Origin of the sequence: Streptomyces sp. NPDC002580, assembly GCF_042889485.1 — a bacterium.
In the GTDB taxonomy this organism is placed as follows: domain Bacteria; phylum Actinomycetota; class Actinomycetes; order Streptomycetales; family Streptomycetaceae; genus Streptomyces.
Genome location: NZ_JBIAQZ010000016.1, coordinates 88,623 through 112,142, shown reverse-complemented (window position 1 = coordinate 112,142; position 23,520 = coordinate 88,623). Strand labels below are relative to the sequence as shown.

General features: G+C 67.5%; 21 protein-coding genes and 4 pseudogenes. 16 read left to right on the top strand and 9 right to left on the bottom strand.

Going from position 1 to position 23,520, the window contains the following annotated elements; all coding sequences use genetic code 11:
* Nucleotides 1-130 precede the first annotated feature (130 nt).
* On the bottom strand, nt 131-1,099 hold the full coding sequence (ppk2, locus tag ACFYW7_RS35650) for a polyphosphate kinase 2 (protein WP_389510196.1): 969 nt from the start codon (nt 1,097-1,099) through the stop codon (nt 131-133).
* Nucleotides 1,100-1,528: 429 nt separating this feature from the next.
* Here ppk2 and ACFYW7_RS35645 point away from each other — a divergent pair, with 429 nt between their 5' ends.
* From ACFYW7_RS35645 to ACFYW7_RS35620, 6 genes and pseudogenes are all read left to right on the top strand, one after another.
* Nucleotides 1,529-1,774, top strand: a complete 246-nt coding sequence (locus tag ACFYW7_RS35645; protein WP_389510194.1) for a DUF5133 domain-containing protein — start codon at nt 1,529-1,531, stop codon at nt 1,772-1,774.
* A 353-nt stretch (nt 1,775-2,127) separates the two neighbouring features.
* Nucleotides 2,128-2,346: pseudogene (locus tag ACFYW7_RS35640) on the top strand (alpha/beta fold hydrolase); the annotation flags it as partial.
* Nucleotides 2,347-2,363: 17 nt separating this feature from the next.
* Nucleotides 2,364-3,644, top strand: coding sequence for a PP2C family protein-serine/threonine phosphatase (locus ACFYW7_RS35635; protein WP_389510192.1), 1,281 nt, complete (start codon nt 2,364-2,366; stop codon nt 3,642-3,644).
* Nucleotides 3,641-3,976, top strand: a complete 336-nt coding sequence (locus ACFYW7_RS35630) for an STAS domain-containing protein (RefSeq protein ID WP_389510190.1) — start codon at nt 3,641-3,643, stop codon at nt 3,974-3,976. Before ACFYW7_RS35635 ends, ACFYW7_RS35630 begins: the two co-directional genes overlap by 4 nt.
* Nucleotides 3,977-5,405: 1,429 nt before the next feature.
* Nucleotides 5,406-5,567 (top strand): annotated as a pseudogene (locus ACFYW7_RS35625) (IS5/IS1182 family transposase); the annotation flags it as partial.
* Between the two features lie 330 nt (nt 5,568-5,897).
* A complete protein-coding gene (locus tag ACFYW7_RS35620) occupies nt 5,898-7,202 on the top strand; it encodes a phosphatidylserine/phosphatidylglycerophosphate/cardiolipin synthase family protein (RefSeq protein WP_389510238.1) in 1,305 nt (434 codons plus the stop codon).
* A 125-nt stretch (nt 7,203-7,327) separates the two neighbouring features.
* On the opposite strand, the gene ACFYW7_RS35615 is transcribed toward ACFYW7_RS35620, so the two are convergent.
* Nucleotides 7,328-7,630, bottom strand: a complete 303-nt coding sequence (locus tag ACFYW7_RS35615; protein WP_389510188.1) for a hypothetical protein — start codon at nt 7,628-7,630, stop codon at nt 7,328-7,330.
* 511 nt (nt 7,631-8,141) lie between these two features.
* On the opposite strand from ACFYW7_RS35615, the gene ACFYW7_RS35610 reads away from it, so the two are divergent.
* The 4 genes and pseudogenes from ACFYW7_RS35610 to ACFYW7_RS35595 form a co-directional block, all read left to right on the top strand.
* The gene (locus tag ACFYW7_RS35610; protein ID WP_389510186.1) at nt 8,142-8,294 is read left to right on the top strand and encodes a hypothetical protein; all 153 of its coding nucleotides are present in this window, start codon (nt 8,142-8,144) and stop codon (nt 8,292-8,294) included.
* 123 nt (nt 8,295-8,417) lie between these two features.
* Nucleotides 8,418-9,047, top strand: coding sequence for a TetR family transcriptional regulator (locus tag ACFYW7_RS35605; protein WP_389510184.1), 630 nt, complete (start codon nt 8,418-8,420; stop codon nt 9,045-9,047).
* 1,175 nt (nt 9,048-10,222) lie between these two features.
* On the top strand, nt 10,223-10,423 hold the full coding sequence (locus tag ACFYW7_RS35600; protein WP_389510182.1) for a hypothetical protein: 201 nt from the start codon (nt 10,223-10,225) through the stop codon (nt 10,421-10,423).
* A gap of 30 nt (nt 10,424-10,453) precedes the next feature.
* Nucleotides 10,454-10,827: pseudogene (locus ACFYW7_RS35595) on the top strand (transposase); the annotation flags it as partial.
* A gap of 114 nt (nt 10,828-10,941) precedes the next feature.
* On the opposite strand, the gene ACFYW7_RS35590 reads toward ACFYW7_RS35595, so the two are convergent.
* The gene (locus ACFYW7_RS35590) at nt 10,942-11,391 is read right to left on the bottom strand and encodes a hypothetical protein (protein WP_389510180.1); all 450 of its coding nucleotides are present in this window, start codon (nt 11,389-11,391) and stop codon (nt 10,942-10,944) included.
* A 184-nt stretch (nt 11,392-11,575) separates the two neighbouring features.
* Nucleotides 11,576-12,007 (bottom strand): ATP-binding protein, encoded by a 432-nt coding sequence (locus ACFYW7_RS35585; protein ID WP_389510178.1) that lies wholly within the window; start codon nt 12,005-12,007, stop codon nt 11,576-11,578.
* Between the two features lie 107 nt (nt 12,008-12,114).
* Between ACFYW7_RS35585 and ACFYW7_RS35580 the strand changes: the two genes are divergently transcribed.
* Entirely contained in the window at nt 12,115-12,558 is a 444-nt protein-coding gene (locus tag ACFYW7_RS35580; protein WP_389510176.1) for an STAS domain-containing protein, read from the top strand.
* A 489-nt stretch (nt 12,559-13,047) separates the two neighbouring features.
* Here the strand turns inward: ACFYW7_RS35580 and ACFYW7_RS35575 are convergent, their stop codons facing one another.
* Nucleotides 13,048-13,818 carry a response regulator gene (locus tag ACFYW7_RS35575; protein WP_389510174.1) on the bottom strand — a complete coding sequence of 257 codons (771 nt, stop codon included), beginning with the start codon at nt 13,816-13,818 and terminating at the stop codon, nt 13,048-13,050.
* Nucleotides 13,819-13,931: 113 nt separating this feature from the next.
* On the opposite strand from ACFYW7_RS35575, the gene ACFYW7_RS35570 reads away from it, so the two are divergent.
* The 4 genes and pseudogenes from ACFYW7_RS35570 (at nt 13,932) to ACFYW7_RS35555 (ending at nt 18,159) form a co-directional block, all read left to right on the top strand.
* Entirely contained in the window at nt 13,932-15,539 is a 1,608-nt protein-coding gene (locus ACFYW7_RS35570) for a CHASE3 domain-containing protein (RefSeq protein WP_389510172.1), read from the top strand.
* A complete protein-coding gene (locus tag ACFYW7_RS35565) occupies nt 15,536-16,738 on the top strand; it encodes a PP2C family protein-serine/threonine phosphatase (RefSeq protein ID WP_389510170.1) in 1,203 nt (400 codons plus the stop codon). The genes ACFYW7_RS35570 and ACFYW7_RS35565 overlap by 4 nt, the downstream gene beginning before the upstream one ends.
* A gap of 169 nt (nt 16,739-16,907) precedes the next feature.
* Nucleotides 16,908-17,381: a hypothetical protein gene (locus ACFYW7_RS35560; protein WP_389510168.1), complete on the top strand. Its 474-nt coding sequence runs from the start codon at nt 16,908-16,910 to the stop codon at nt 17,379-17,381.
* Nucleotides 17,382-17,434: 53 nt separating this feature from the next.
* Nucleotides 17,435-18,159: pseudogene (locus ACFYW7_RS35555) on the top strand (IS5 family transposase).
* Between the two features lie 4 nt (nt 18,160-18,163).
* Here ACFYW7_RS35555 and ACFYW7_RS35550 read toward each other — a convergent pair.
* A complete protein-coding gene (locus tag ACFYW7_RS35550; RefSeq protein ID WP_389510166.1) occupies nt 18,164-18,598 on the bottom strand; it encodes a hypothetical protein in 435 nt (144 codons plus the stop codon).
* Between the two features lie 501 nt (nt 18,599-19,099).
* Here ACFYW7_RS35550 and ACFYW7_RS35545 point away from each other — a divergent pair.
* On the top strand, nt 19,100-19,927 hold the full coding sequence (locus tag ACFYW7_RS35545; RefSeq protein WP_389510163.1) for a restriction endonuclease: 828 nt from the start codon (nt 19,100-19,102) through the stop codon (nt 19,925-19,927).
* A 707-nt stretch (nt 19,928-20,634) separates the two neighbouring features.
* Here ACFYW7_RS35545 and ACFYW7_RS35540 read toward each other — a convergent pair.
* From ACFYW7_RS35540 to ACFYW7_RS35530, 3 genes are all read right to left on the bottom strand, one after another.
* Nucleotides 20,635-20,937 carry a hypothetical protein gene (locus tag ACFYW7_RS35540; protein ID WP_389510247.1) on the bottom strand — a complete coding sequence of 101 codons (303 nt, stop codon included), beginning with the start codon at nt 20,935-20,937 and terminating at the stop codon, nt 20,635-20,637.
* Nucleotides 20,938-21,123: 186 nt separating this feature from the next.
* Nucleotides 21,124-22,353, bottom strand: a complete 1,230-nt coding sequence (locus ACFYW7_RS35535) for a TolB family protein (protein ID WP_389510245.1) — start codon at nt 22,351-22,353, stop codon at nt 21,124-21,126.
* A 352-nt stretch (nt 22,354-22,705) separates the two neighbouring features.
* Nucleotides 22,706-23,476, bottom strand: a complete 771-nt coding sequence (locus ACFYW7_RS35530; RefSeq protein WP_389510161.1) for a transposase family protein — start codon at nt 23,474-23,476, stop codon at nt 22,706-22,708.
* Nucleotides 23,477-23,520 lie beyond the last annotated feature (44 nt).

Below are 23,520 nucleotides of genomic sequence, written 5' to 3'. Positions count from 1 at the left end.
GGGTGGGCAGGCGCACCGGCGGACATCGCCTTCCGCACCCTGTGGATAGGCGCTCCCGGTGGCGATACACCCGTACTGCATGGCCGTCCTTCTGGCCGCCATCTGACGGTGCCGACGGCCAAGGCCCGATTCAGCTGGTTGCAGGGTGCTTTCCTGGTCCTTCGGGATGTCGGGCGAGAGGAGTGGGGGAGAGCGCGGTGTCCTCTTCGCCGGGCTCAAGGAGGGTGTCGGCCGGACCGATGATGAGGGGATCTGGCATCCCGACCGCCCCAAAGTCCTTATTCCTGTAGTCGATGCGGCAAAGCAGGCTGCGCATGGCCTCGAGGCGGGCGCGGCGTTTGTCGTTGCTTTTCACAACGGTCCACGGAGCGTGCTCGGTATCGGTGGCGCGAAACATCTCGATCTTTGCGACGGTGTAGTCGTCCCAGCGGTCAAGGGAGTCGAGGTCGGTGGGGGAGAGTTTCCACTGCCGTACGGGATCGACCTGGCGGATGGCGAAGCGGGTGCGCTGCTCGCTGCGGGAGACGGAGAACCAGAACTTCACCAGCACGATGCCGTCTTCGACGAGCATCTCCTCGAAGCGGGGGCACTGCTGGAGGAAGAGCTCGTACTGGGCCGTGGTGCAGTAGTTCATGACGTGTTCCACACCGGCCCGGTTGTACCAGGAGCGGTCGAAGAAGACGAGTTCGCCCGGGGCTGGCAGGTGGGCCACGTAGCGCTGGAAGTACCACTGACCCGCTTCCCGTCCGGTGGGCTTGTCTAGGGCGACGATGCGGGCGCTGCGGGGATTGAGTCGTTCGGTAAAGCGGTGGATCGTTCCGCCTTTGCCTGCCGCGTCTCGTCCTTCGCAGACGACAACCACGCGGGCACCGGCGTCTTTGGCCCAGCGCTGCAGTTTCAGCATCTCGATCTGCAGGACCCGCTTCAGCCGTTCATATTCCTTGCGCTGGACCTTACGCTCGTATGGATAATTTTCCTGCCACGTGGCGATCGGGCAGCCGCCTTCGTCCAGCAGAACAGGCTGTTCGGGCCTTGTTTCGTCGACGGTCAGCCCGTCCAGCAACGACCTCTCGGACTCGTCCACTGCTCCACTCCTCATACCGGCCCCAGCGTATCCACGAGCGCCTGTAGGGCACCTGCTCTGTGCAGTTCCCCGAAATGCACAGGCCAGACCCGGACGCCGGCCCCGCGTCTGACGGGCACACCGCCCGCGAGGAACTGACTGGGGAACGACATCCAGGGGTAGCGCGCGCTATGGCGGAGCTTTCCCGCAGGGCGGGAGCGGGTCAGTATGCGGTGACGATGAAACTCCCGGTCCGGACGGTCCGGCAAGCACGTGCGCGGGCTGCGGTGAGCCGTCTCGCGGACAGAGCTGCAAACACGGTGGCATGGACCCCTCGGTACAGGGCACTTGAAGATCTGCCTGTTGCCGTTCAGTGCTGAGCGGCGCCAGATGCCATACATACGACCTGTCTTTCGCGGTGACGGCCAGCCGTCACGCGAGCTGTGTTTGGGGAGAGACATCACCATGATCCTTCCGGCGGAGAGGGACCTGCGCGCGGTACTGGCTCGGTTTGCGGAGACGCGGATCGAACACGATGTCCGCCCCACCGGCCGTACCAGCCGGGCGCTGGACGACATCACGTACACGCTGTGTGTCATGACCGGGGTCCGGACCGCGGAGCAGGCCCTGCTTGCGGCAGATGCCCTGCTGGAGCGGTACAGCACTGGCCGTGAGGGTGCCGGGCGGGCCGACGAGACGTTGGCCGCGTGACCTTCTCCCCGGCCTGCCGGCAGGGGGATCTGCTCGTCTCTGGCGACGAGGCGTGCCCGCCGAGACTCTCCGCACCGGGGGCGTCACTGCACAGCCGAGCGCATCCGCCCCGTGCCGGACGCGTCGACGCCCGCGCCCGTCCCGGTGGCACCGGGCATGCCAGCTCTCGGTCGTCAGCACCTGTCCCGGGCGGATGGCGGATCCCGGTGCTCCGCCGGGCCTCTGCAGGCGCGCTTCATGCGTGTGCCGCAGCTGCGTTCGCCCCCTGCGCAGTGGGTGAAGAAGCTGAGGGGTGTGTGGGGGTGATCCGGGGCTCTGCCGGAGTGGCGGCTGGGGCCTGGGAGACTGATCGGATGGATATCAGCCGCAGGAACAACGTCACCGTCACCGGCAACCCGCAGGGGCCGACGGTGGTGCTGGCTCACGGGTTCGGCTGTGATCAGAACATGTGGCGGCTGACGGTGCCGGCCCTGCTCGAGGACTATCAGGTGGTGCTGTTCGACTACGTCGGTTCGGGCCGCTCGGATCCGTCCGCGTTCCGCGAAGACCGCTACGCTTCCTTCACCGGTTTTCTGGCGAGCCTGCGGTGATGTCCCGAGCCGGGCAGCAGCCGGAGCCCCATGGCACAGATGACGAAGAGACATCGAATGCGGTGTTCGCCGCGTTGTTGGAAGACAGCGCCGAAGACCTGTACGAGAACGCACCGTGCGGATATCTGTCCACACTGATGGACGGCACCATCGCGAAGGTCAACACCACCCTGCTGGGCTGGCTCGACCTGAAGCGGGACGCAGTGGTGGGGCGGATGAGGTTCACCGACCTGCTGACCGTGGGCGGCAAGCTGTACCACGAAACGCATTTCGCGCCGATCCTGCAGATGCAAGGCGAGATCAGCGGCATTGCCCTGGAGATCAAACATGACGGTGGTGCCCGGATGCCCGTCCTGGTCTCCTCCGCGGTCAAGCGCGGCAGCGGCGGTGAGCCGATACTCATCCGCACCAGCGTCTTCGACGCCAGGGACCGCCGCGCCTACGAAGAAGAACTCCTGCGGGCCCGCAGAGCAGCCGAGACAGCGCACAAGCAAGCCGAAGCCGACCGCGCTCGTCTGGAGGACGCCCTGGCCGTCCTCCAGCAGTCGCTGCTGCCCACCACCTTGCCGCCGGTCCCTGGCATACAGACGGCCGCCCACTACCGCACCGCCTTTCCCGACCGTCTCGGCGGCGACTTCTACGACCTCTTCCCCATCGACGGCGAACGCTTCGGCTTCTTTCTGGGCGACGTGTGCGGCAAGGGCCCCGAGGCCGCCGCTCTCACCTCGCTGACCCGCTACACCCTGCGCACAGCAGCGCTGCACGACCCCGACCCGGTCGCTGCCCTGTCGACCCTCAACAAGGTGCTCCACGAGCGCTACACCGGCGGCGATCCGCGCTACTGCACCGTCATCTTCGGCATCCTCGACGCCCACTCCACCACCGGACAGGCAACCGTCCACATAGCCTCAGGCGGACACCCCCCGGCGCTCGTCCTGCGCGCCGACGGCACAGCCGACTTCCTGCCCACACCCGGAGGCCTCCTCGTCGGCGTCCTGCCCACCGCGCCCTTTGCCACCGCCACCACCACCCTCACGCCCGGCGACACCCTCCTGCTCTACACCGACGGCCTCACCGAAGCCCGCACCGGCGACGACCGCACCGACCTCTACGGGGACGAGGCACTGCGCACTTTCACGGCCGGCCATGCCGGCAAGCCCCCACACGCCGTCATCGAGGCCCTGACCGTCCTGTTGAACGACTTCGGTGACGGACTCGACGACGACACCGCCCTGCTCGCCCTCGGCGTGCCCGCCCCGCAGACGAAGAACCCGCGATGAGCCTGAACATCACCACCCGAGACGCCGTGACCGGACCCGTGCTGGAAATCATCGGCGAACTCGACTACGCCAGCGCCACCCAGTTGCTGGACCAGCTCGCTGTCCTCACCCTCCAGCCCGGCCAGCGCCTCGTCCTGGACCTGGGCGGCATGGACTTCTGCGACTCCAGCGGCATCAGCGCCATGATCGCCGCCCGCAACCTCGCCCACGCAGCCCAAGCGGACATCGCGCTTGCCGCGGCCCCAGCCCACACTCAGCGCGTTCTGCGCATCGTCGGCCTCGACCGGGTTCTCCCTGTCCACCCCGACATCGATGCCGCCACCCAGCCCTGAGCATTCCCTACGATCTCGAGAGAGGGCCCTGGCCTCAGCTGTGGGCGCGCACCCGCGCTGCCTCTCCGTGCCACGGGCCGCCCGCGCCAAGCCGGCCAGGCTTTTTGCTGGGCGATGCATGGATCTCACGCCCGATCGGGCAGCATCGGCGGTAGAACGTCACGGCTGCCCGAATTGTGACGCCTCCCCCGGCAGCGCCTGCCGCACCCGGGGCGGGAAGACCGCACGGTGACCTTCGACCTGGCTGCCACGTCGGGCAGGTTCTCGTGCGCCCCGACTGAACGAGGAGATCGACACCTTCGACTTCCTCTCGTCGCGGAGCCGCATGCTGTCTCCGGCGTCGAGGCGGGCCGCCAGAAGCCCGCCGTTCCGGCGGTTCTCGACCGAGCGGTAGAGGGAGTTGGCGTAAGCGTCGAGCCATCCGGTGGAGTCCCGGAATGCCTCGTCGGCATCAGCCGGGCCCAGTTGGCGACGACGGCTGAGTCGGCGACGGCGAGTTCGACGGACGCGTCGTAGGTGAGCGGCTGCTGAGCAGCCATGGTGTGGATCTCCGGTGTCGTGATGACGGGTATGTCTTCCAGGGCGACCCCTTTTCGAGGCGCCCCACACCGTCCGCGGCTGCGCGTGCCGCCGCTCGGAAGATCAACTCACATCTGGACCTTGTCGCCCGCCCGGGCCAAGGGGCAGGGCCGTGAGAGACGCCAGGATGCTGGTAGTGCGATCGACGAGCGGACTTCAGGACAGTCGCACTGTCCCTGAACAGGTATGGCCATCGCCTTGGCCAGTTGCTGGCGTGTCCTTCGAGCAGTGGCTTGAGGGCGCCCGTAGCAGGGCTGGTGGTCAGCTTTGCGGAGCCAGTGGAACACGGTGTGCCTCTGTCGGGTCCAGACGGCACGTCGTTCGGGGTCGAGGGCGATGTGCGGCGGGCACGGCACGAAATCGAGCTCGCCTTCGGTGACGCGGGTCCAGATGCAGGCGCTGACGCCGGGCGTCTGCGGTCGTCGCGGATGGGCTTTCGACGCTGCGTGAGGACTGGGAGCCGGCCGAGTGTGTGCTGTCAGTTCTTGAGTTCGAGCGTCCAGGTGACGAGGGCGTCGCGCCGGTGCTGGTAGTCGATGACGGGCCTGCTTGGAGTTCGGAGGTGATGGGCATCGAGTGCCCGTCCACCGGGGCGTGCGGAGGAGTCGACGGGTAGGGTTTCGCCCGCCGCTGTGAGGAGTTGCCCTTCGGGGCGAGCTCGGACCAGACGCAGGCCAGGGCGGTCGGGGCCACACACCCCCGCTCGGTAAGAAGGACGCGTATCTCACCGATCACGCGGGTGATGACGGAGCGGTCCACGCCCTATTGAAGCCCGAGGGCGGCGTGCGGCAGATCGTGCCGCAGATGAATGAAGACCGCCGTCGATCGGTCGATGCGGTACGCCGGAAGCATGTCGACGCGACGTCCTTGCCCGGGTGATCTGTCCGATCTCCGATGTCCGCTGGGAGTTGGTCGAACCGGTGCTCTCTGCCTGACGCTTCGAGCGCCAGGCAGAGCTCTGAACTTCGGCCGGCCGCCCGAGCAAGACCTGCGCGACATCATGGACGCGATCACCGAGCGCTGGGTCGGATCCTGCAGACGCGAGGCCACCGACCGCATCCTTCATCACCGGAGAAAGCCACCCGCGCCTCGTCATCGAGCAGTACGCCGACCACCACGACAAACACCGGCTGCACCGATCACTCGGACAACGAAGCCCCGACGGTGGGGCGCGCCCGGCGCACCCGCCACCGGTGACCATCGCGTGCCGCCCGGTGCGACCGTCTCGGCAGCCCCATCCACAAATACACGCAGGTCGCATAAGGTGACAGGGGATTCGGCGCGCGCACTGGTTTCTTGTGGTAGCCCGGCTCTTGATCACCAGCCCAGTGAAAGGCCGCCCATGAAGCGAACGTTCACCTTGATCATCGCACTGGTCGTCACTGTGCTGTCGCCGACGACGGCACACGCCGCGGTCAAGAAGGCCAAAACTCCGCTCAGTTGCGAGTCGCGGACGTTCACCTCCGGCCCGGGCCCGCGCTTCAACGACCCGGAGGACCCCGCCGCCCAGATGAAGATCATGGGCCCGATCATCGAATCGATCAACAGCACCAGTTGCGGGCAGACCATACGCGTCGCCATGTACTCGATCAGCAACGCGCAGCCAGGCCCGGACTTCGCCAACGCCCTGATAGCCGCGCACCAACGCGGCGTCATCGTCAAGGCTCTGATGGACGCTCATAGCAGCAATACACTCTGGCAGTCGATGGTCACCGAGTTGGGCAACGACCCACGAGCCTCCAGCTTCGCCGCGCTGTGCCCGGGCGGCTGCCTGACCCACTACGCCGGCTCCGCTCTGCACGCGAAGTACTACATGTTCAGCGGCGGGAGCGACGCGAACAGGACAGTGACCGTCAGCAGCGCCAACCCCACCTCCGCCCAGGCCGGCACCGCGTGGAACAGCAGCGCCACCGTCAAGGGCAACGTCGCCCTGTACAACTCCTACGTCAGCTACTTCACCGCCATGGCCAAGGGGGCGCTCAATGGCCCGGGCCCGCTGGCACCCGACTACTACAACTCCACCAGCGCCACGACCGCCAGGAAACTTTCGCCGCCTTCCTACCAGTGGCCCAAGGCACGCACCAGGAGCGATACCTGGGTCGACTTCCTGAGCAACATCAAGGCGCCGGCCACGATCAACATCGCCATGTTCCAGTGGACCTCTCACGGGCAGTCGGGCGACCCGAACTATCTGGAACTGCCGAAGAAGCTGGTGAGTCTGGCGCAAGCCGGAGTCAAGATCCACATTCTTATCACCGCCGGCCAGGTCGATGACAGCGTGCAGAACTACCTGAAGAACCGGCCGAATATCGACATGCACGACACCAGCCGCGGCACCGACGCGAACGGCAACGCTCTGCACTACACGCACGACAAGTACATGATGGTCAGCGGCCGTTACGCGGGGGCGACCGACTCCAGGCTCGTGTTCGTCGGTTCCTCGAACTGGACGAGCAACGGCGTCTGGCACAACGACGAGTCGGACCTGAAGCTGAGCGACCGGTCCAGCTACGACATGTTCATGGCGGACTGGCAGAACCAGTACGACCGCTGCTGCGGAACCGTGGCGCAGCAGCTGAGGGCCGAGGAGCGCGCCGAGAATACGGCACGAGAGATTCCGATCGATCCGAGGCAGGCCCAGGAATAGGCCCCGCTGTCCAGTGACCGCGAATTGCTGCGGCGAGGTCGGGGGCCGGTGGGGTTGGTGAGTGCCATGGGTTGTGCTCCGCGCTTCGGGAAAACACCGGTGTGAAGACCGTTGGTCCAGCCCGGCTAGATGAGGCCCTGGCCGCAGGATTTTGAGCGGTGGGGCGGGACAGGGGATGCTGACCGACGTTCTTCCAGCACGCCGAGAATCCGCTGATGGTCCGGCGCCAGAACCGTCACCGGCGGTCCGTCCCGCCAGGGCGGCACCGTCGAGCCCGGCACCGGCGCGACCGAGGGCGCCGCTTCCTTCTCCGCCCCGGTCCCGGCAGTGGTCCCAGCCGCGGAGACTGCCAGAGCCTCGACCAGTTCCTCCCTCGCGACCACCCGCCGGTCCAGCTCGATCTCCGCGGCCTCCAACACCTCGGGCATCCGGGCGACTTCGTCCCGAGGGCCCTCCCCTCGCACGGGGGCAGCCGCCTCCCGCTCCTCCGGCACTCCCAGCACCGACGCCACCGCGCACCCCTCAACCGTCAAGCGGACACCAGACGGCGAATGCCTCCCTCACCCCGAGCGAAAACATTCCTGACCAGCAGGAATCAAGCGATCAAGTTCGTCTGGGATACGGCTTCTGAGACAACTTCACGCCGGTGGCATGGTGCTGGGGGCGTCGGTGGGGGAGAGGTCGGGCGAGGCGATGCCGGCGGACGGGGCGGCGCCAGCGGCCGGCGACGACCTCGTCCGTCGTACCGCAGCGGCCGGCATCGTGCCGGTCCAGTTCCGAACCGCCCCCAGCTCCATCGCTTCTGGGTCACCGACGCGGACCGGGAGCGCCTCGAGGACCTCTATGGCGATCCCCTCCCTGCCTCGGCTCCAGACGGAAGATCAGTCGCCGGTCAAGGCGAGCTCGAATCGTTCCACTTGCGACGTCCGCGCTATGTCCGTGGCAGTGATTGACCTGTACTCCGGCATCGTGCAGTTCTGCGGTGACTCGCAGGACCTCGCAAGTTCCGTCGGACTCGGTGCGGATCTCTGCGAGTTCGACGTCCGCCTGCACCGGCCGGTCCGCGCGTTCGCGCCGGCCGGCCACCGGTAGAACCCGGACGGAGAGGCGCCGAGCATCGGCACAGCCGCCTGAGGCCGAAGGCGCTCTGCCGGTTTCCCGCCCTTCTGCGTAGTTGACGCCGGCGGCGCCACAGACTTGTGAGAAGCTGCGCGTGTGCCCGACGACCTGCCAGATCTGGACACCGCACGTCCGGATCCACCCCGCGTAGCTTGGCGCCGACAGATGCGCGAACGGGTTCTGGCGGCCGCGGAGGAACTCACCTCGGCCCATGGCTGGGACCGCGTGCGGGTCGTGGATCTCGCCGATCGGGCCGAAGTGTCCCGGCCCTCGATCTACAAGGAGTTCGGGGACCGTGCCGGCATCGGACGGGTTCTTGTCCAGCGAGAGACGGACCGCGTACTGTCGGGCGTCGCAAGAGCCCTGGAGCAACCGGGCCAGGATGTGGGCGCCTGCCTGCGGGCGGCCGTGTCCCATACGTTGTCCGAGGGCGCTGACAATCCCTTGGTGAGCGCCGTACTTCACGCTGCGCACAAGGACACAGACGCGTTGCTGCCCTATCTCGCCAGCCGTCCCGACCCGATATTCGACTCCGCTCGCGCACTACTCGAAGCTTGGTTTGCGCGGCGGGCACCCGAAACGACCAGTCAGCGGCGAGCTGGTGCCGCCGACGTTGCGGTTCGGCTGACGCTCAGTCACATGCTCCTGCCTTCGTCCAATCGCGACCACGTACCGCAACAGGTTGTTCAGGCAGTGCTCGCTGTGTTGGGACCGGTCGCCGGATAGCGACGTAGCAGGCGGGTGCGAGCGGCAGGGGTGATGCCAGCCTGAGTCAGGTCTCCGTCACAGTGCGCAAGAAGCCGCGGATCCATGACTCGACGCCGCAGCGGAGGCACCCATGCCAGCACGATCATGCCGGCGTACCTGGACGGCAGCCGCGGGGCCTCGTCGAAGCGACGCAGTGTTTGGTGTCGACGGAGGGGGTTGGCATGGTGGCCGGAGTGACGCTGCAGCTGGAACAGGAAGAGGTTGCTGACGGTGTGGTCGCTGTTCCAGCTGTGCCGTGGGGCCGGGCAGGTTCGTTGGATCAGCGCCGGTGAGTTCGGCGGGGAACCACCAGGCTGACTCCGGTGCTGGGATGAGCGCCCCCGCCGACGTCCGTGACTTCCCGCTGGCGGCGCCGCCCACGGTGTCGGCGACAATGACAGCCCCGGACGACAGGACAACCCATGCGGCGATTCCCACTGCCCTGGGGCGAACTCGAGGTGTTCGCCGCCAATGAGGTTGTCCCCGCCGCCCTGCGACCCACCATCGAGACCCTCGTACATCTCGAGGACCGCTTCCGTCCGGCACTCCTCCGGCCGCACCTGCGACCAGAAGCTCCCTACGTAGCGGTCTGGCCCGCGAACCGATCAGCACCCGACCTCACTGAGAACGCCACACCGGACCCGCATGCTCTGGAAGAGGTCGTCCTCGGGGAAGTCCATTCCCTGACCTGCCACGCTTGCACAGCTCGCTTTCGAGCCGTCTATCCCGACACCGGACTCCCGATCTTCGGACGGCACATCGGAGCACACCAACTGGTCAACGGCTGCCCCCGCTGCGGCAGCGATTTCGCAGCGTCGCGGATCCAGGCCCTCACCTTGCTGCCACTGACCTGACGGTCCCCTCCTCACGGCCTGTCACAGAACCCGTGATCCACCAGCACCTGCCAGCCCACCCGCCTATCCGCGCGAGTTCTGAGCGGGACTTTTCCGGTTCAGCGGCGGCGGCGCAGAGATGCGGGCGACTTCCCGCGGGGTGAAACTCGTGCCGTGCTCTGTAAGGCCTCGGGCGTTTGCCGGTGAGTGGAGAGGCGCAAGCGGTCGTCCACCCCTCCTGGGCGCGCAGCAGCGGGCCGCGGGTACGAAGAAGCCCCGCAAGGGCGAGGGCCGGCCAGGACCGGCAGAGCGGTGTCACGGGTGGCGACCCGGCCGGGGACGGGGGAGCGGGCGGGATGGGACGTGCTGCGCGAACTGTCCCAGCGCGCCACCACCAAACTCCGGCAGGTGCCGGAACAGCACACCGACTGGGCCCACACGGGGAACCTGAGCGAGGACATCCGTTCTGAACTGGACCGCCAGCTCACCCACCATGCCCGCGAAGGACAGGGCAGCCGATGAGCGCCGCTCGCCCCCTGCCGAGTGCACCCCGTCCCGGAAGAGATCCGTGTGCCCCGGCAGGCTGGTGGACGACCGCGCACTCGGCCCGACCATGTCGGGGGAGACAAGACATCCCACGCGGATAAGCGTCATACTCATCACGCCGTAATCGGCGTCACCTGCGCAGACGCCAGATCAAGCGCACGATCCCCGAGCCGAGAGACCAGCGGGCCAACCGCAGGCGCCGCGGCAGCCAAGGAGGCCGGCCCACGGGCTTCGACAAGACGATCTACCGCCGCCGCAACGAGGTCGAGCGGACCATCAACCGGCTCAAGAACTTCCGAGCCGTCGCCACGTGCTTCGACGAACGGGCGTACGTCTTCCACGGGACGGTCACCGTGGCCGCGATCCGCCTATGGCTCCGGCGCAGTGAAACGCCTCGTTCAGAGCTCATCGGCACCTGGGTGGTGGTGGCGCAGTTCGCTGAGCAGGCGCGCGTCGACAGCCCTGACGTCCCAAGATGAGCTGTCGAACTCGGTCTACCAGGGTGAGCGGGTGTCGCGGCGTGCTTCTGGGGTCTGCTCGGGCAGAGCCGTGTTCTGGTCGGTGCGCAGCAGCATGCCCGGGTCGGGTTCGAAGTCCTCATTGGGCGGTGCCGGCTCGTGGAAACGCTCGGTGCGCGGAAGGGCGACTTCCACCAGCCGGCCCTCCTGGAACATCCATAGCCCGAAGCAGTCGTCGTCCTGGTCACGAAGCAGAACTTGCACCGTATGCGGATGCGGCCACGGCAGCGACTCCAGGTGCCTGAGCAGACCCTTGCGGGCACGCACTTTCTCGAACTCCAGGGCCCACCCGAACTGGTAGCCCCAGTGCCCCGCTATCGGGACGAAGCGACCTCGCCACGTGCGTTCCGGGTCGTCCTGGGTCAGCGGTTCCATCACCTCGGCCGACCAGCGGGCGAGCACGATGACCTCGGCGTCTCTACTCATGCCGGAATATCACCGCAACCGCCTGGTCCACCGCAACCAAATTCCTCAACCGGCCGACGCAGGCAAGCGTGGGCGGATTGGCGACGAGCTCTCAGTGCCGGCGAGCCCGACGACGGCGCCTTCGGAGAGCTCATCTGCGTCTGAGCCACGGCCCTGACCAGCTCACACGACCCATCGGACAGCCCTAGGCGGTGAGGGCGATGTCGGCGGTGATGCGTTTGCCGACGACAGTGGGTTCGATCGTGACGGCCAGGGCGAGGGCGGTGACGATTTCCAGTCCGTGCTGGCCGATCCGCTGCGGGTCCGCTTCCTTGGCCGCCGGCGCGATGGGACTGCTGTCCCATACTTCGACGCGCAGCACGGCGCCGAGGATCCGCAGGTGCATGAGAGCGGGTCCGGGGGCGTATTTGCGGGCATTGGTGACCAGTTCACTGACGATCAGCTGGGTGATCTCGACCGCCGAGGTCGCCACCGGGATGCCGTACTGGTCCCGGGCCTTTGCCAGGAAGTCGGCCGAGAGGTGGCGGGCCTGGGAGATGCGGGAACCGTCACTGTCGAGTGCGAGAGAGGCCTCCAATTGACCGCTGCCCCCCACGTCTTCGAGTGATCCGTTCATGCGCGCCCGCTCCCGTCTCTTCCCGCTCGGTTGCTTGTACGGGACCGACCATCCGAATGCCGCAGGTTACCTGGGACGCCAGGCCTCCCGGTTGCGGCGTCCATATCATGAAGGGGCTTGAATCTCCGTTCGCTCGACGAGGACGACCACACTGTGCAGAGCAACGCCGAAGGGCGCGTGGCAGCAGACAGCAGCCGCCGGCCGAGCAGGCCGCCCGCCTGTCGATCACCCAGATCACCAGCGCCGACATACGCGTCCTGATTCTGGTCAGCGAGGTCGACGCCGAAAATTTCCCCCTCGCGCAAGAGGCTCTCCTGGCCCCCGGTAATGCCCCCTCAAGGACCGTGCTCGATCTCGGCGGGGTCACCTTCATGGATTCCAGCGCCATCAGCATCCGGGCCTTTGCGCACCACCACACCACCGAGGCCGGCGGCTGGTTACGCATGGCTGCTCCGACCCCACCGGTTCAGCGGGTTGTCCGCCTCGTGGGCCTGGACACGGTCATCGCCTGCTCCCCGGCGCTGCCCGAAGCTCTGACCGACTCTGTTTGAGATCAGTGAGAGGGATACCCCTCATCCCTCAGGGGTTCGGAATCAAGCCTCGCAGAGGATCTTCGGGACAACGCCCACAGACGTGTCAGTGTCCGGACGGCGGTCCGGAGCACCGTCGGCTGTGTGGGGGTTTGGCACGATCGGCCTCCGGTTCCCCTCAACAGGGCAGTGGGCCTGCGGCATCGAATACGTGGGGATAACGCGGAGACGCCGTCATCCCCACACCGCCACGCAGCGGCCGGTGCGCGGCGTCTGCACACCCGCGCCCGGCCGTGATGCAGGCGCATGGGCGGGCCGGGGCGGCCGAGCAGTTGCGCGGCTGACCCCTGCCTTCGGGGCCGCACCACTTCCTTCCCGTCGGCAGACTCTGCACCGCCTGCGAGATGCTGCTCGCCTTCTCCGTACGCCCCGATTCGGCTGTCGATCGAGGACGGCCGAGGGACCGCGTGTCCGAGCGGCCAGCGGTGCGGCAGGGGAGCTCGGTGTGATTCAGGAGCGGGGCGGGCGGGTGGCGGTGTTGCGGTAGAAGGCGTCGATGCTCTGGACGGCCTGCTCGAACTCGTCCAGGTTGACGGGCTTGGTCACATAGGCGTTGGCGTGCCTGCTGTAGGCGCCGACGACGTCGTCCGGAGCGGAGGACGTGGTGAGGACAACGATCGGGATGGTCTGGAAGTCGTCGTCGTTCTTGAGGACACTGAGCAGCTCGCGTCCGTTCATGCGGGGCATGTTGAGGTCGAGGACGATCAGGTCGGGGCGGACGCTGCCTGGGCTGCGGAGATGCTCGAGGGCGGCGAGTCCGTCGGTGACACGGACCAGGTTGCGGGCGCCGCGTTCGGCAAGGGCTTCCTCGATTAGCATCGCGTCCGCCAAATCGTCCTCCACGAGCAGGACATCGAAGGGGAGGGCGGGTGTGGTCATGATCGGGTGCTCCGTGAGTGCTTCGTCGGTGTGGTTGAAGAGTCCCGGCCAGCGTCGCCGGGCCCCCTGGCGGGTCATCCCGCACGCCTCGCCGATCTGCGGGTAGCCGGCCCCCGCACGGGCAGCCGCCTTGGCTGCCTGATGCTGGAGGCGTTCGGTGGCCTGTTGCACGTGATCAAGCAAGTGGAGCAGGGCAAGAGCCCGCGCCGGACCGTCCGCCGCCGCAGACGGGGCGTCCAGCAGCTTGAGAGCGAGCCGCTGTGCAAGATCGGCGACAGTCGCATCTGCGACCGCAGCGGTCTCCTGACGGGTGGTCCGCAATACGAAGCTCTCGGCGGGCATACCCGCACCCTAAGCCCCAGACCCCCCGCGACAACAATGGTTGTCGTCCTGGCCGTAGAGTATGCGCGCTGCAATCCGTCGGGAGCGGCTGTCACTTCGGAGGGGTACATCAGATGACCGGCGATGAAGGGATGCCATTGGCGCGGCGGTTTTCCACGTGGACAACCCGGCGATGGTTGCGCGTCGGGGTCACGGCATCCCTGATAGTTCTGACGCTGCTCGGAACAGTGGGGGCTTGGATACTGGGCCGGTCGGCATCCATCAGCGACGAACTCGTCGACGTACGGTCCCCCGCATTGAGCACCTCCTACCGTCTCGAGTCGGCCCTTTTGAACCAGGAGACCGGCATCCGCGGCTATGGCCTCACTGGAACGACGCAGTTCCTCGCCCCCTACCGCCAGGGCCTGGCCGACGAACGGACGTACACCGCTCAACTGACGGAGCTGCTGAGCGGCGACCGAGCCGCTCTCGCCGACCTGAAGACCGTGAAGGACGCGATCGGCACCTGGCAGGAGAGGATCGCCCGACCCGTCGCCGCCTCACCGGCCGGAGCACCGTCGGCCGTGGCAAGCCGACGCGCCACCGAGGGCAAGGCCACCTTCGACGCGCTGCGAAAAGTCATGAACGATCAGCAGGGGCGGCTGAGGGCGGACCGCCTTGAGACCCGGGAAGACCTGGCGGCCACGATGAACCTGCGGAACTGGGTTTTCGCCACCATCGCCGCAGTGATCGTCCTCCTCGCGGCCCTCATCTTCGAAGCACTGCGCCGCGGCATCACCGTCCCTCTGACACAACTCGGTTCCGATGCCCGCACCATTGCCGGCGGCGACTTCGGCCACCCCATCACCCCTACCGGGCCCGCCGATCTACGACGCGTGAGCGCTGAGATCGACTTCATGCGGCGGCGCCTGGTCCGTGAGCTCGCCTTTACCGAGGAGGCCCGACTGCGCCTGGACGCACAGGCAGCCGACCTGCAGCGTTCCAACGCCGAGCTCGAACAGTTCGCCTACGTCGCCTCCCACGACCTGCAAGAACCTCTGCGTAAGGTCTCCAGCTTCACCCAGCTTCTTCAGCGCCGCTACGGCGGACAGCTCGACGCCAAGGCCGACCAGTACATCGACTACGCGGTCGACGGCGCCAACCGCATGCAGATCCTCATCAACGATCTCCTCGCTTTCTCCCGCGTCGGAAGGGTTCACAACGACCTCCACGACGTCGACCTGAACCTGACAATGGAGCGCACCCTGTCCGCGCTGAGCATCGGCATCGAGGAATCCGGAGCCGTGATCACACACGAGCCGCTCCCGACCCTCGTCGCCGACGCGACGCAGATGGGGATGCTGTGGCAGAACCTCATCGGCAATGCCGTCAAGTTCCGGCGTCCCGGCACAGCACCGCACATTCACGTCACCGCCCAGCGTGACGACGCCTTGTGGCGGTTCACGGTCACCGACGACGGCATCGGGATCGCCCCGGAGTTCGCCGAGAAGGTCTTCGTCATCTTCCAGCGGCTGCACACCAAGGACAGCTACGCCGGGAGCGGCATCGGCCTGGCGATGTGCAAGAAGATCGTCGAATTCCACGGCGGGACCATCACCACCGACCCGCACTACCGCGACGGCACCCGCATCATCTTCACGCTCGCCCCCGAACCGCCTCAGGTACCGGGCCCCTCCATACTCCCGGAGGCCACCCGCGCGGGCGCGGAGCCCACCCGATGAGCCGGCCTGGAGCGGTCTCCTACAACAGGGGCGCCGGCGAGCAGGAATACCAGGTCCTACTCGTCGAGGACGACCAAGGTGACGCCCTGCTCGTCGAAGAACTCCTCCACGACTCGGGACTGCGGTTCAAGCTGATCACCTGTTCCACACTGGCCGAGGCCCGCACGGAACTGGCAGTCAGGCCGGTGGACTGCATCTTGCTCGACCTCCACCTTCCCGACGTCTCCGGCACGACTGCGGTCACCTCCGTCCGCGGTCTGGCCCCGCATACCGCAGTGATCGTCCTGACCGGGCTGTCCGAAGCGCAAGCCGGTGCCGACGCCATGACCGCCGGCGCTCAGGACTACCTCGTCAAGGGCACAGTCGACGCCGATCGGTTGCACCGCACCATCCGCTACGCCGTCTACCGCAGCCAGACCGAACGTGCAGGCGCCGAAGCACAGGCAGCCCGCCTACGGGCTGAAGAGAACGCCCGCCTGGAACGGGGTTTGCTGCCCTCCCCGCTCCTCGACACATCCACCATCACCATCACCAGCCGCTACCTTCCCAGCGCGAAACTCGCACTGCTGGGCGGCGACTTCCTCGACGTGGTCGAAGGCGATGACGGGTTGCTGCACGCCGTCGTCGGTGACGTCAGCGGCCACGGCCCCGACGCCGCAGCTCTGGGTGTCTGCCTGCGCATCGCATGGCGCACCCTGATACTCGCCGGGCACCGCGGCCCTGAACTCCTGCGTCTTATGGAACGCATCCTGATCGCCGAACGGGGTGAACAGCCGCTCTTCGCCACCTGCACCATCCTCACCCTCAACGAGCAGGCTGCCACTGCCACCATTCACCTCGCCGGCCACCACGAACCCCTCCTCACCACAGCCGAGGGCACACAGAAACTGACCGCCGCACACGGCATCGCGCTAGGCGTCGCCCCCGGTTCGCTGCGCTGGCCCGCCACCGAGGTCATCCTCCCCGCAGCCGGCGCGCTCACCCTCTACACCGATGGCCTCACCGAAGGCCACAACGGAGCCCAGCAAGATCGGCTCGGAGTCGATGGCCTCCTCACCCTGATCGAACAGCTGCCGCCGTCCGACCCTGCCGCTCACATCGACCGACTCATCAAAGAGACACTCTCTCTGAACGCCGGACGCCATACCGACGACCTCGCCGTGCTCCGCCTCGACTGGGGCCACCCGACCCGACCTTGAAGGATCATCCGTAGCCCACGGACGTCAGCATCACCGCATGCCGAGCTCATCTAGGACCTGTCCGGGTGATCATCGTGATGCGGTCAACGGTCTCTGGCCATAGCCCCGGCGTTGTCGGTCCTCGCCGTTACCGTTCGGCCCTTCACGGTCTTCAGGGAGGGGTGGCTCAATGGGTGCCAGCGGATGGGACTACATCACCAAGTACGACGGCGATGTCGAGGCGGCTTTGCGGACTCTTCAAGCCAGGGTGTTTCAGGAGGAGTACGGCGGCGGTGCCCGCTACCGAAGCCTGCAGGACCTGTACGCGGACGAGGAGTTCATGGGCGAGGAAGGCACCCATACGATCCTCGACATCGACAGGATTGTTGCCACGGATGACCCGCCGACGCAGTCCGGTATCGCTGACTACGGCACCCTGCGCCCTCTGGCACTCAGCCGCGTGGCGCACCACTTCGGCGCCGACCGCCCGACGGTCGAGCAGTATGAAGAGCTCGCTGCCGCTGCCAATGAGGCTGCGAGCCATGAGGAGCACGAGCGGAGTCTTTTCGGCGAGTGTCAGATGCGATGGACCGGCTGCTACATCGTCCTCTACTCCGATGACAGGCCGACTCACTTGGGAATCTTCGGCTTTTCCGGGGACTAGGACTGATCCGGCGGAGCCGGTTGCTGCCGTGGGCGCAGATCGTTGATGTGGACATGGGGCGGGGTGATCTGACTGATGCCGAGTGGGAACGTCTGCGGCCGTTCTTGCCAGTCAGTAACAGACGTTGCGGCAGGTGGCGGGACCACCGGCGGGTGATCGACGGGATTCTGCACCGGGTGCGGACCGGGGTGCAGTGGCGGGACTTGCCGGAACGGTTCGGGCCGTGGAAGACGGTCTATGAACGCCATCGACTGTGGTCGGCCGACGGAACGTGGGAACACCCGCTCCAGCAGGTGCAGGCCGCGGCGGATGCGGCGGGTTCACCAGCAAGCTCCACCTGAGCGCGGACGGTCGCTGCCGCCCGCTGTCCCTGATCGTCACCCCAGGTCAGCGAGCAGACTGCACCCAGTTCAAGCCGGTCCTGGAGAAGATCCGAGTGCCCAGACCGGGCCTGGGACGGCCACGCAAGAAGCCCGACAGCCTTGCGGCCGACAGGGCCTACAGCAACGTCCTCATTCGCGAGTACCTGCGACGGCGGGGCATCCGCCACATCATCCCGGAGAAGACCGACAGCCAGGCAGCCCGCCTGCGCAAAGGCGCCCGTGGTGGACGGCCGCCCGGCTTCGACGAGGACCGCTACAAGAAGCGCAACACCATCGAGCGGGCGATCAATCGCCTGAAGCAGTCCCGGGCGGTTGCCACTCGCTACGACAAGCGCGGTTACGTCTTCCTTGGCACCGCCACCGCGGCGGCCGTCGCGATCTGGCTTCGGACATGAACTGCTACGCAACCCAGCAGTAGACGCTCTGGTTCTGGCGCCGGGCGCTGCTGACGAGAGCAGCGAGACCACCTACGATCGCGTCGGCGATCTCCGTGCCGATGACCTCGCCGTCCTCCGCACGCAGTCGGGTCCACGAGGCGGCGACGTCGCGCAATCTGGCGTGCTCGGCATCCGCGAGTGCAGTGGACAGGCGAGGTGAGAACGCGAAGACGATGCACCCGTCGTTGTCCTGGCCGGCGACGATGCGAGGCTCACCGGCTTCAACGAGGTTCTCGAAGCTGCCGCCGGCCAGAAGGCATTCCCACTCCAACACGGCTTCTTCGGGGTCGAAGTTGCCGAAGGAGAGGGACTCGAATGCCGGTTCCGGCCCGGACTGGAGGGCCAGGCTTGCTGACGTGTCGTCCGGCGCCACGAAGAACTTCACGATGATGCTCACCCGCGCATCATGCCCGACTGCCCACAGCCATGATCGGCCGGACGAGTCCTAGTTCGGCCGCTGCGTCCCCGGGACTGACACGAAAACGACCCCTTGATCGGGTGGTTCAGGCGGTGATTGGCCCGAAGCGGATGGTCAGTCCGAGGCTGTTGGCTTCCTTGGTCATGCGGCGCATGGCGCGTGACCGCGAACGCGGCGGTGTCGTGATCAGTGCCGACGCTGACCCGGCCGGTTCTGGGGAGAGGACCGGACGTGGCTGCCCTGCTGGAGGCACAGGCTGATCGAGGCCGACGGCTCGGGCACCGGCCCCTGGCCTGAGGCTCACGCCACGTTCACGCGCGGGCTCGCGCCGGGGCCGAGGACATCTGACCCGACAGGCAGCGAGCCCGCGCCTGCCGTCGGGCCGAAAGAAAGTGTGCACGACGGAACCCGGTAGAACGGCCGCTGCCTGGGAAGACGCGAATTGATCTTCGTTGACGTCCCAGGGGAGGAAACATCACCATGGCCGTTCCCGCACACGCCCGGCGTACCGCGCGCCGCTCTCACCGGTTCGAACTCCGGGCGACGGCCCTCTACTTCGCCCTCCTCGCAGTCATCCTTGCTCTGGTGGGCGCGGCGGCCCGCACCGCGACAGCGGCAGCGGTGCACCGTCCCGCCTGGACTGTGGCGCTCGCCCTGGTGGGCGTCGGCGCCGTCATGGTCGGCTACCGTGGGAAGCGCCGCATATCGGCGGCGAGGATCGCGCGCAGCGCGGCCAGAGCCCTGGACGAAGCCACGCAGACGGCGGTCGAAGCGCTCGACGCGGCGTCACCGGCTCCCGCCGTCGGCCTGGTCCCCGCCGGGGCCGGCGCCTGCGGCGGCCGCCTCGCCACGGATCCCACCGTCCTGCTTCCCGAGACCGTGCCCGAGGCGCCCGCGGACACGGTGGAGATCGCCTATGAGGCCCTGGACCCGGACGAGTTCGAGCAGGCGGTGGCCGAACTGTGCCGGCGCGACGGCTGTCTCGACGTGGACGTCGTGGGTGGGGCCGGGGACCTGGGCGCCGACGTCGTGGCGAGGACGCCCGACGGGCGCTCGGTCGTCATCCAGTGCAAGCGGTACTGCGACGGCAACCGGGTCGGTTCACAGGACCTGCAGCGCTTCGGCGGCACCTGCTTCACCGTCCACGGCGCCGATGTCGCCGTGGTGGTCACCACCAGCGACTTCACCGCCCCTGCGCTCGACTACGCAGAGCGGTGCGGCATCGTGTGCGTCGACGGTCCGCAACTGCGGCGCTGGCAGGAGGGTGCGGGGCCGTGGCCGTGGGAGGCACAGCCGTCGGCGGCCTGAGGAGGGTCGCGTTGGCGGTCGATCTCAGGGTCTGCTGAGTCCGAAGGAACTGCTGCCTGTGACGATTCGCCGGTGAGTTATGACCTTGCGCTGGGGGACAGCGGCCTGCGACGAGCGCTACCTGGAGTCGGACGATGTCGCCGTGCCTCCGGTGCCGCGCATCGGGGCCTACGTGGAAGCCCTCGTCGAGCGATATCCGGACGAGGTTGCTCGCATCGTATGGGCGGTCCCCTCCGGTCATCGAGGAGGCGTCGGGGCCGATGGCGTACCTGCTCATGTCCTACGGCAAGGCCGAGCGGGTGTCAGAGTACGCCGCTGCGCTGGCTCATGAGCAAGGACTCGGCTGCTTCCATTTGCGGGGAGAATGCCTGCGGCCGTCATCTGCGTGTTCGTTCAGCGGGCAGACCAGAGGCAGATGCCCGCGACGAGGAGGCCAGCGCGGTAGGCCGTGGCTTTCCCGGCGACACCACAGTCGCGAGCAACCGGCGCCGAGCCCGACGACGCGATCGGCTGAGCCGATGGGGGGCGTCCTTCGGAGGATTAGAGAAGGTACGCGGCCTCTGCCACCCCCCGCCTGGTCCAGGGTGCGACCCGACACGGCGCTGAGGGCCTCGGCGTGGCCCACGACCACCTGGACAGTCATCGGGGCTGCACAGGGTTGAGCGCGCGGATGAGGCCGCTGGCGGCGAACACCGACTCCGGCTCCGTCATGTGCCCGCACGGAGTCCAGCAACTCGGCTCGCCCCCGCACCGTTGCCCAGGGCGATGATGATCCGCATGAACCGGACCCGCCTGGGCTCGCCGGCCAGTTGATGCCCGACCTGCCCCAGTGGGAGCGCCGTGACGTCCGCACGACCAACTGGCGCGATCGCTTGGCCGACTTCGAGCAGCGTGGCGTCGCGTTCCCCGGCTTCTGGTCGGTGAACGCGCTCAGCATCGTCACTGGCAAGTACTTCCGCGGTGCCGTCGGCACCCCGCAGCGCGGAGTGACCCTCGAAGTCGTCGGGCACCACTCTTGGGGACCGCGACAGTCCGTACATCAGGCGATCGGCCGGGCAGCCATATGCGGGGCCTTGGGCGAACGACGTCGGCGAGGCTGCGGGCGGATCCGGCTCGTCCCATCGACGGTGTTCCGGGGTGGCCGATCGACGGGGTGGCCGATCGACGGGGTGGCCACCCCTGTCTCGGCTGCGTGTCTACCGGCGACCCAGGGTGTGCAGGAACACGTCGTCCGCTTCGTTGGTGTCGTTCGGCACCAATTGGTCGTGGTCCGAGGAGAAGACGACCTGGCTGCCATCAGCACTGATCGCTGCCGCAGTGACCGACCACCACGACGGTTCCTGCCCGTCTGCGTACGGGACGCTCACCTTGGTGAGGCCGCGAACGGCCATGTCCCGCACGAACAGGCCGCGGGACATCTCCGCCGAGCCGTCCGACTCGACCGTGACGTAGCGACCGTCGTCACTGATGTGCGGGATGCCCGGGTAAAGCCTGCCGGTATCCCTCGACTGCGTGGCGGCAAGCGTAGTGGTGCCTGCCGCCAGGTCTCGTACGTAGACGCGTTCGCCCGCCGAAGCCGAGTCCAGGCCGCCCAGGTTGTCCGCGGTCGAAACGAACGCCACCGAACGGCCGTCACCGCTGATCGACGGAAGGCCACTCCAGGTGCCCGGGTCCGAAGCGGCCTGGTCCCCCCTGGTCGAGAGGTTCACCCGAACCGTGGTACGTGCCACCAGATCCCGCACGAACACGTCAGGCCGGCGATTGGTGTCCCCGGCGACGAGGTTGGCAGCGAACGAGCCGAACGCGACGTAGCGGCCGTCGGCGCTGATGGACGCGGACCGGTTCTCCGAGAGGGCTTGCTGCCCCTGACTGCCGACGCTGGCCCTGGTGGTGGTTTCGGCTGTCAGATCGCGGACGAACACGTCCTGATGGCCGTTGGTGTCACCGGGAACCAGGTTGGCCGCCCGCGACCCGAACGTGACGTAGCGGCCGTCGCCGCTGATGGCGAGCCGGTTCCCAGTATCCGGAGCGCCCGGCGAGTCCTCCTCGCCAACGGCCTGCTGGCCTGTCGAGGAGAGGTTGACCCGCCGGGTGGTGAGCGTATGGAGGTCACGCACGAATATGTCGGTGACTCCGTTGGTGTCCTGAGCGACCAGATTGGTGGCCTGGGACCGGAAGGCCACGTAACGGCCGTCACCGCTGACAACCGGCTCACTGCTGTACCCGTTGCTGGGCTCTCCGCCCGTGGACACGTCCGCCCTGAGAATCTCGCTGCCGTGGCGCACGAGGATTCCATCCGTCGCGTCCCCCGCGCCCAGATTCGTTGCCACCGAGTCGAAGACGACAGTCTGGCCATCGGCGCTGATATCCGGGGAAAAGCTGCCGCCGTTTCCCTCCGTACCGTCGTTCGACACACTGATCCGCACGGTGCTCGGACCAGCATCTTCGGCTCCGGTCGCGACACTGCCTGGAGCTAGGCAGACCAGAACGGCCCCCATCGAAGCCGCGCCCACGCGGGCGGAACTCGTACCTAACCGCATATCTCTCCCCCTGTAACCGCATGCGACCGCACGAAGAACGCGTCCGCCGGGCGGTGAGATTAGCAGGTTGTACCCGACGGTAACGCGATGGGTACGGTCTGTGGGCGGAGCGGTACCGAATCGTCAGTGAGCGAATGCAGCATGATCTGGCGCGGGACCCCGGACGTTCACGCCCGGCTAAAGCGGGTTGCAGAAGGCCGGGATTTTGCAGGTCAGGGCCTGGTCATTGTTGTTCTGGTCATGCGGTTAGGGCGAGGTTGTGCATGTGGGCGACCGCTTGGACTGCGTGGTGGAGGCCGTCGCCGTGCTGCCGGCAGTCGCGGAGGATCTTGTAGTTCTTCAGCCGGCCGATCGCGTGCTCGACGCGGGCACGGACCCGGCGATGCTCCGTGTTGTCGGCTTCCTCGCCGGCCAGGAGGGACCGGCCGGGTCGTCTGCGGTGCGGGACGACCAGGCCGGTGTTGATGTAGGCGCCGTCGCCGAGCACGGTGACGCCCTGGCAGTGCTGCGGCAGGCCGGAGTCGCGCCACACGTGAGCGTCGGCCCTGTTGCCGGGGGCCGGGCGGGCGGCGGCCACGACCGGGCGGGTGTCGGCGTCGATGATGACCTGCACGTTTGCGGAGAACCGGTAGTTGCGGCTCGAGGCACCGACCGTGCGGTCACGGACCGGGACCAGGGTGTCGTCCACGATCCACAGCCGCTCCGCGCCATCGACGGGCCGTGAGACCGGCTCGAGCGCGAGCAGGGGCCGCAACCGCTGGACGACCCGGCACACCGTGGCCGGCGAGACCCCGAACAGCGGCGCGAGCTGCCGCATGGTCAGGTTCGTCCGGTAGTAGACCGCCACCACCAGCACCCGGTCGGCAAGCGGCAGACACCACGGCCGCCCGATGCGCGGCCCGTCGCCACCCCGCTCCCGCACCACCTTCAACAACCGCTCGAACTGCTTCATCCGCAGCCCCGTGAACGTCTCCACCCACAACGGATCAGCCCTCAACACCCCACGCATAGACGACGTGCGCGTGCGAGCCGTCGCCGTGGCCGGTTCGTGCG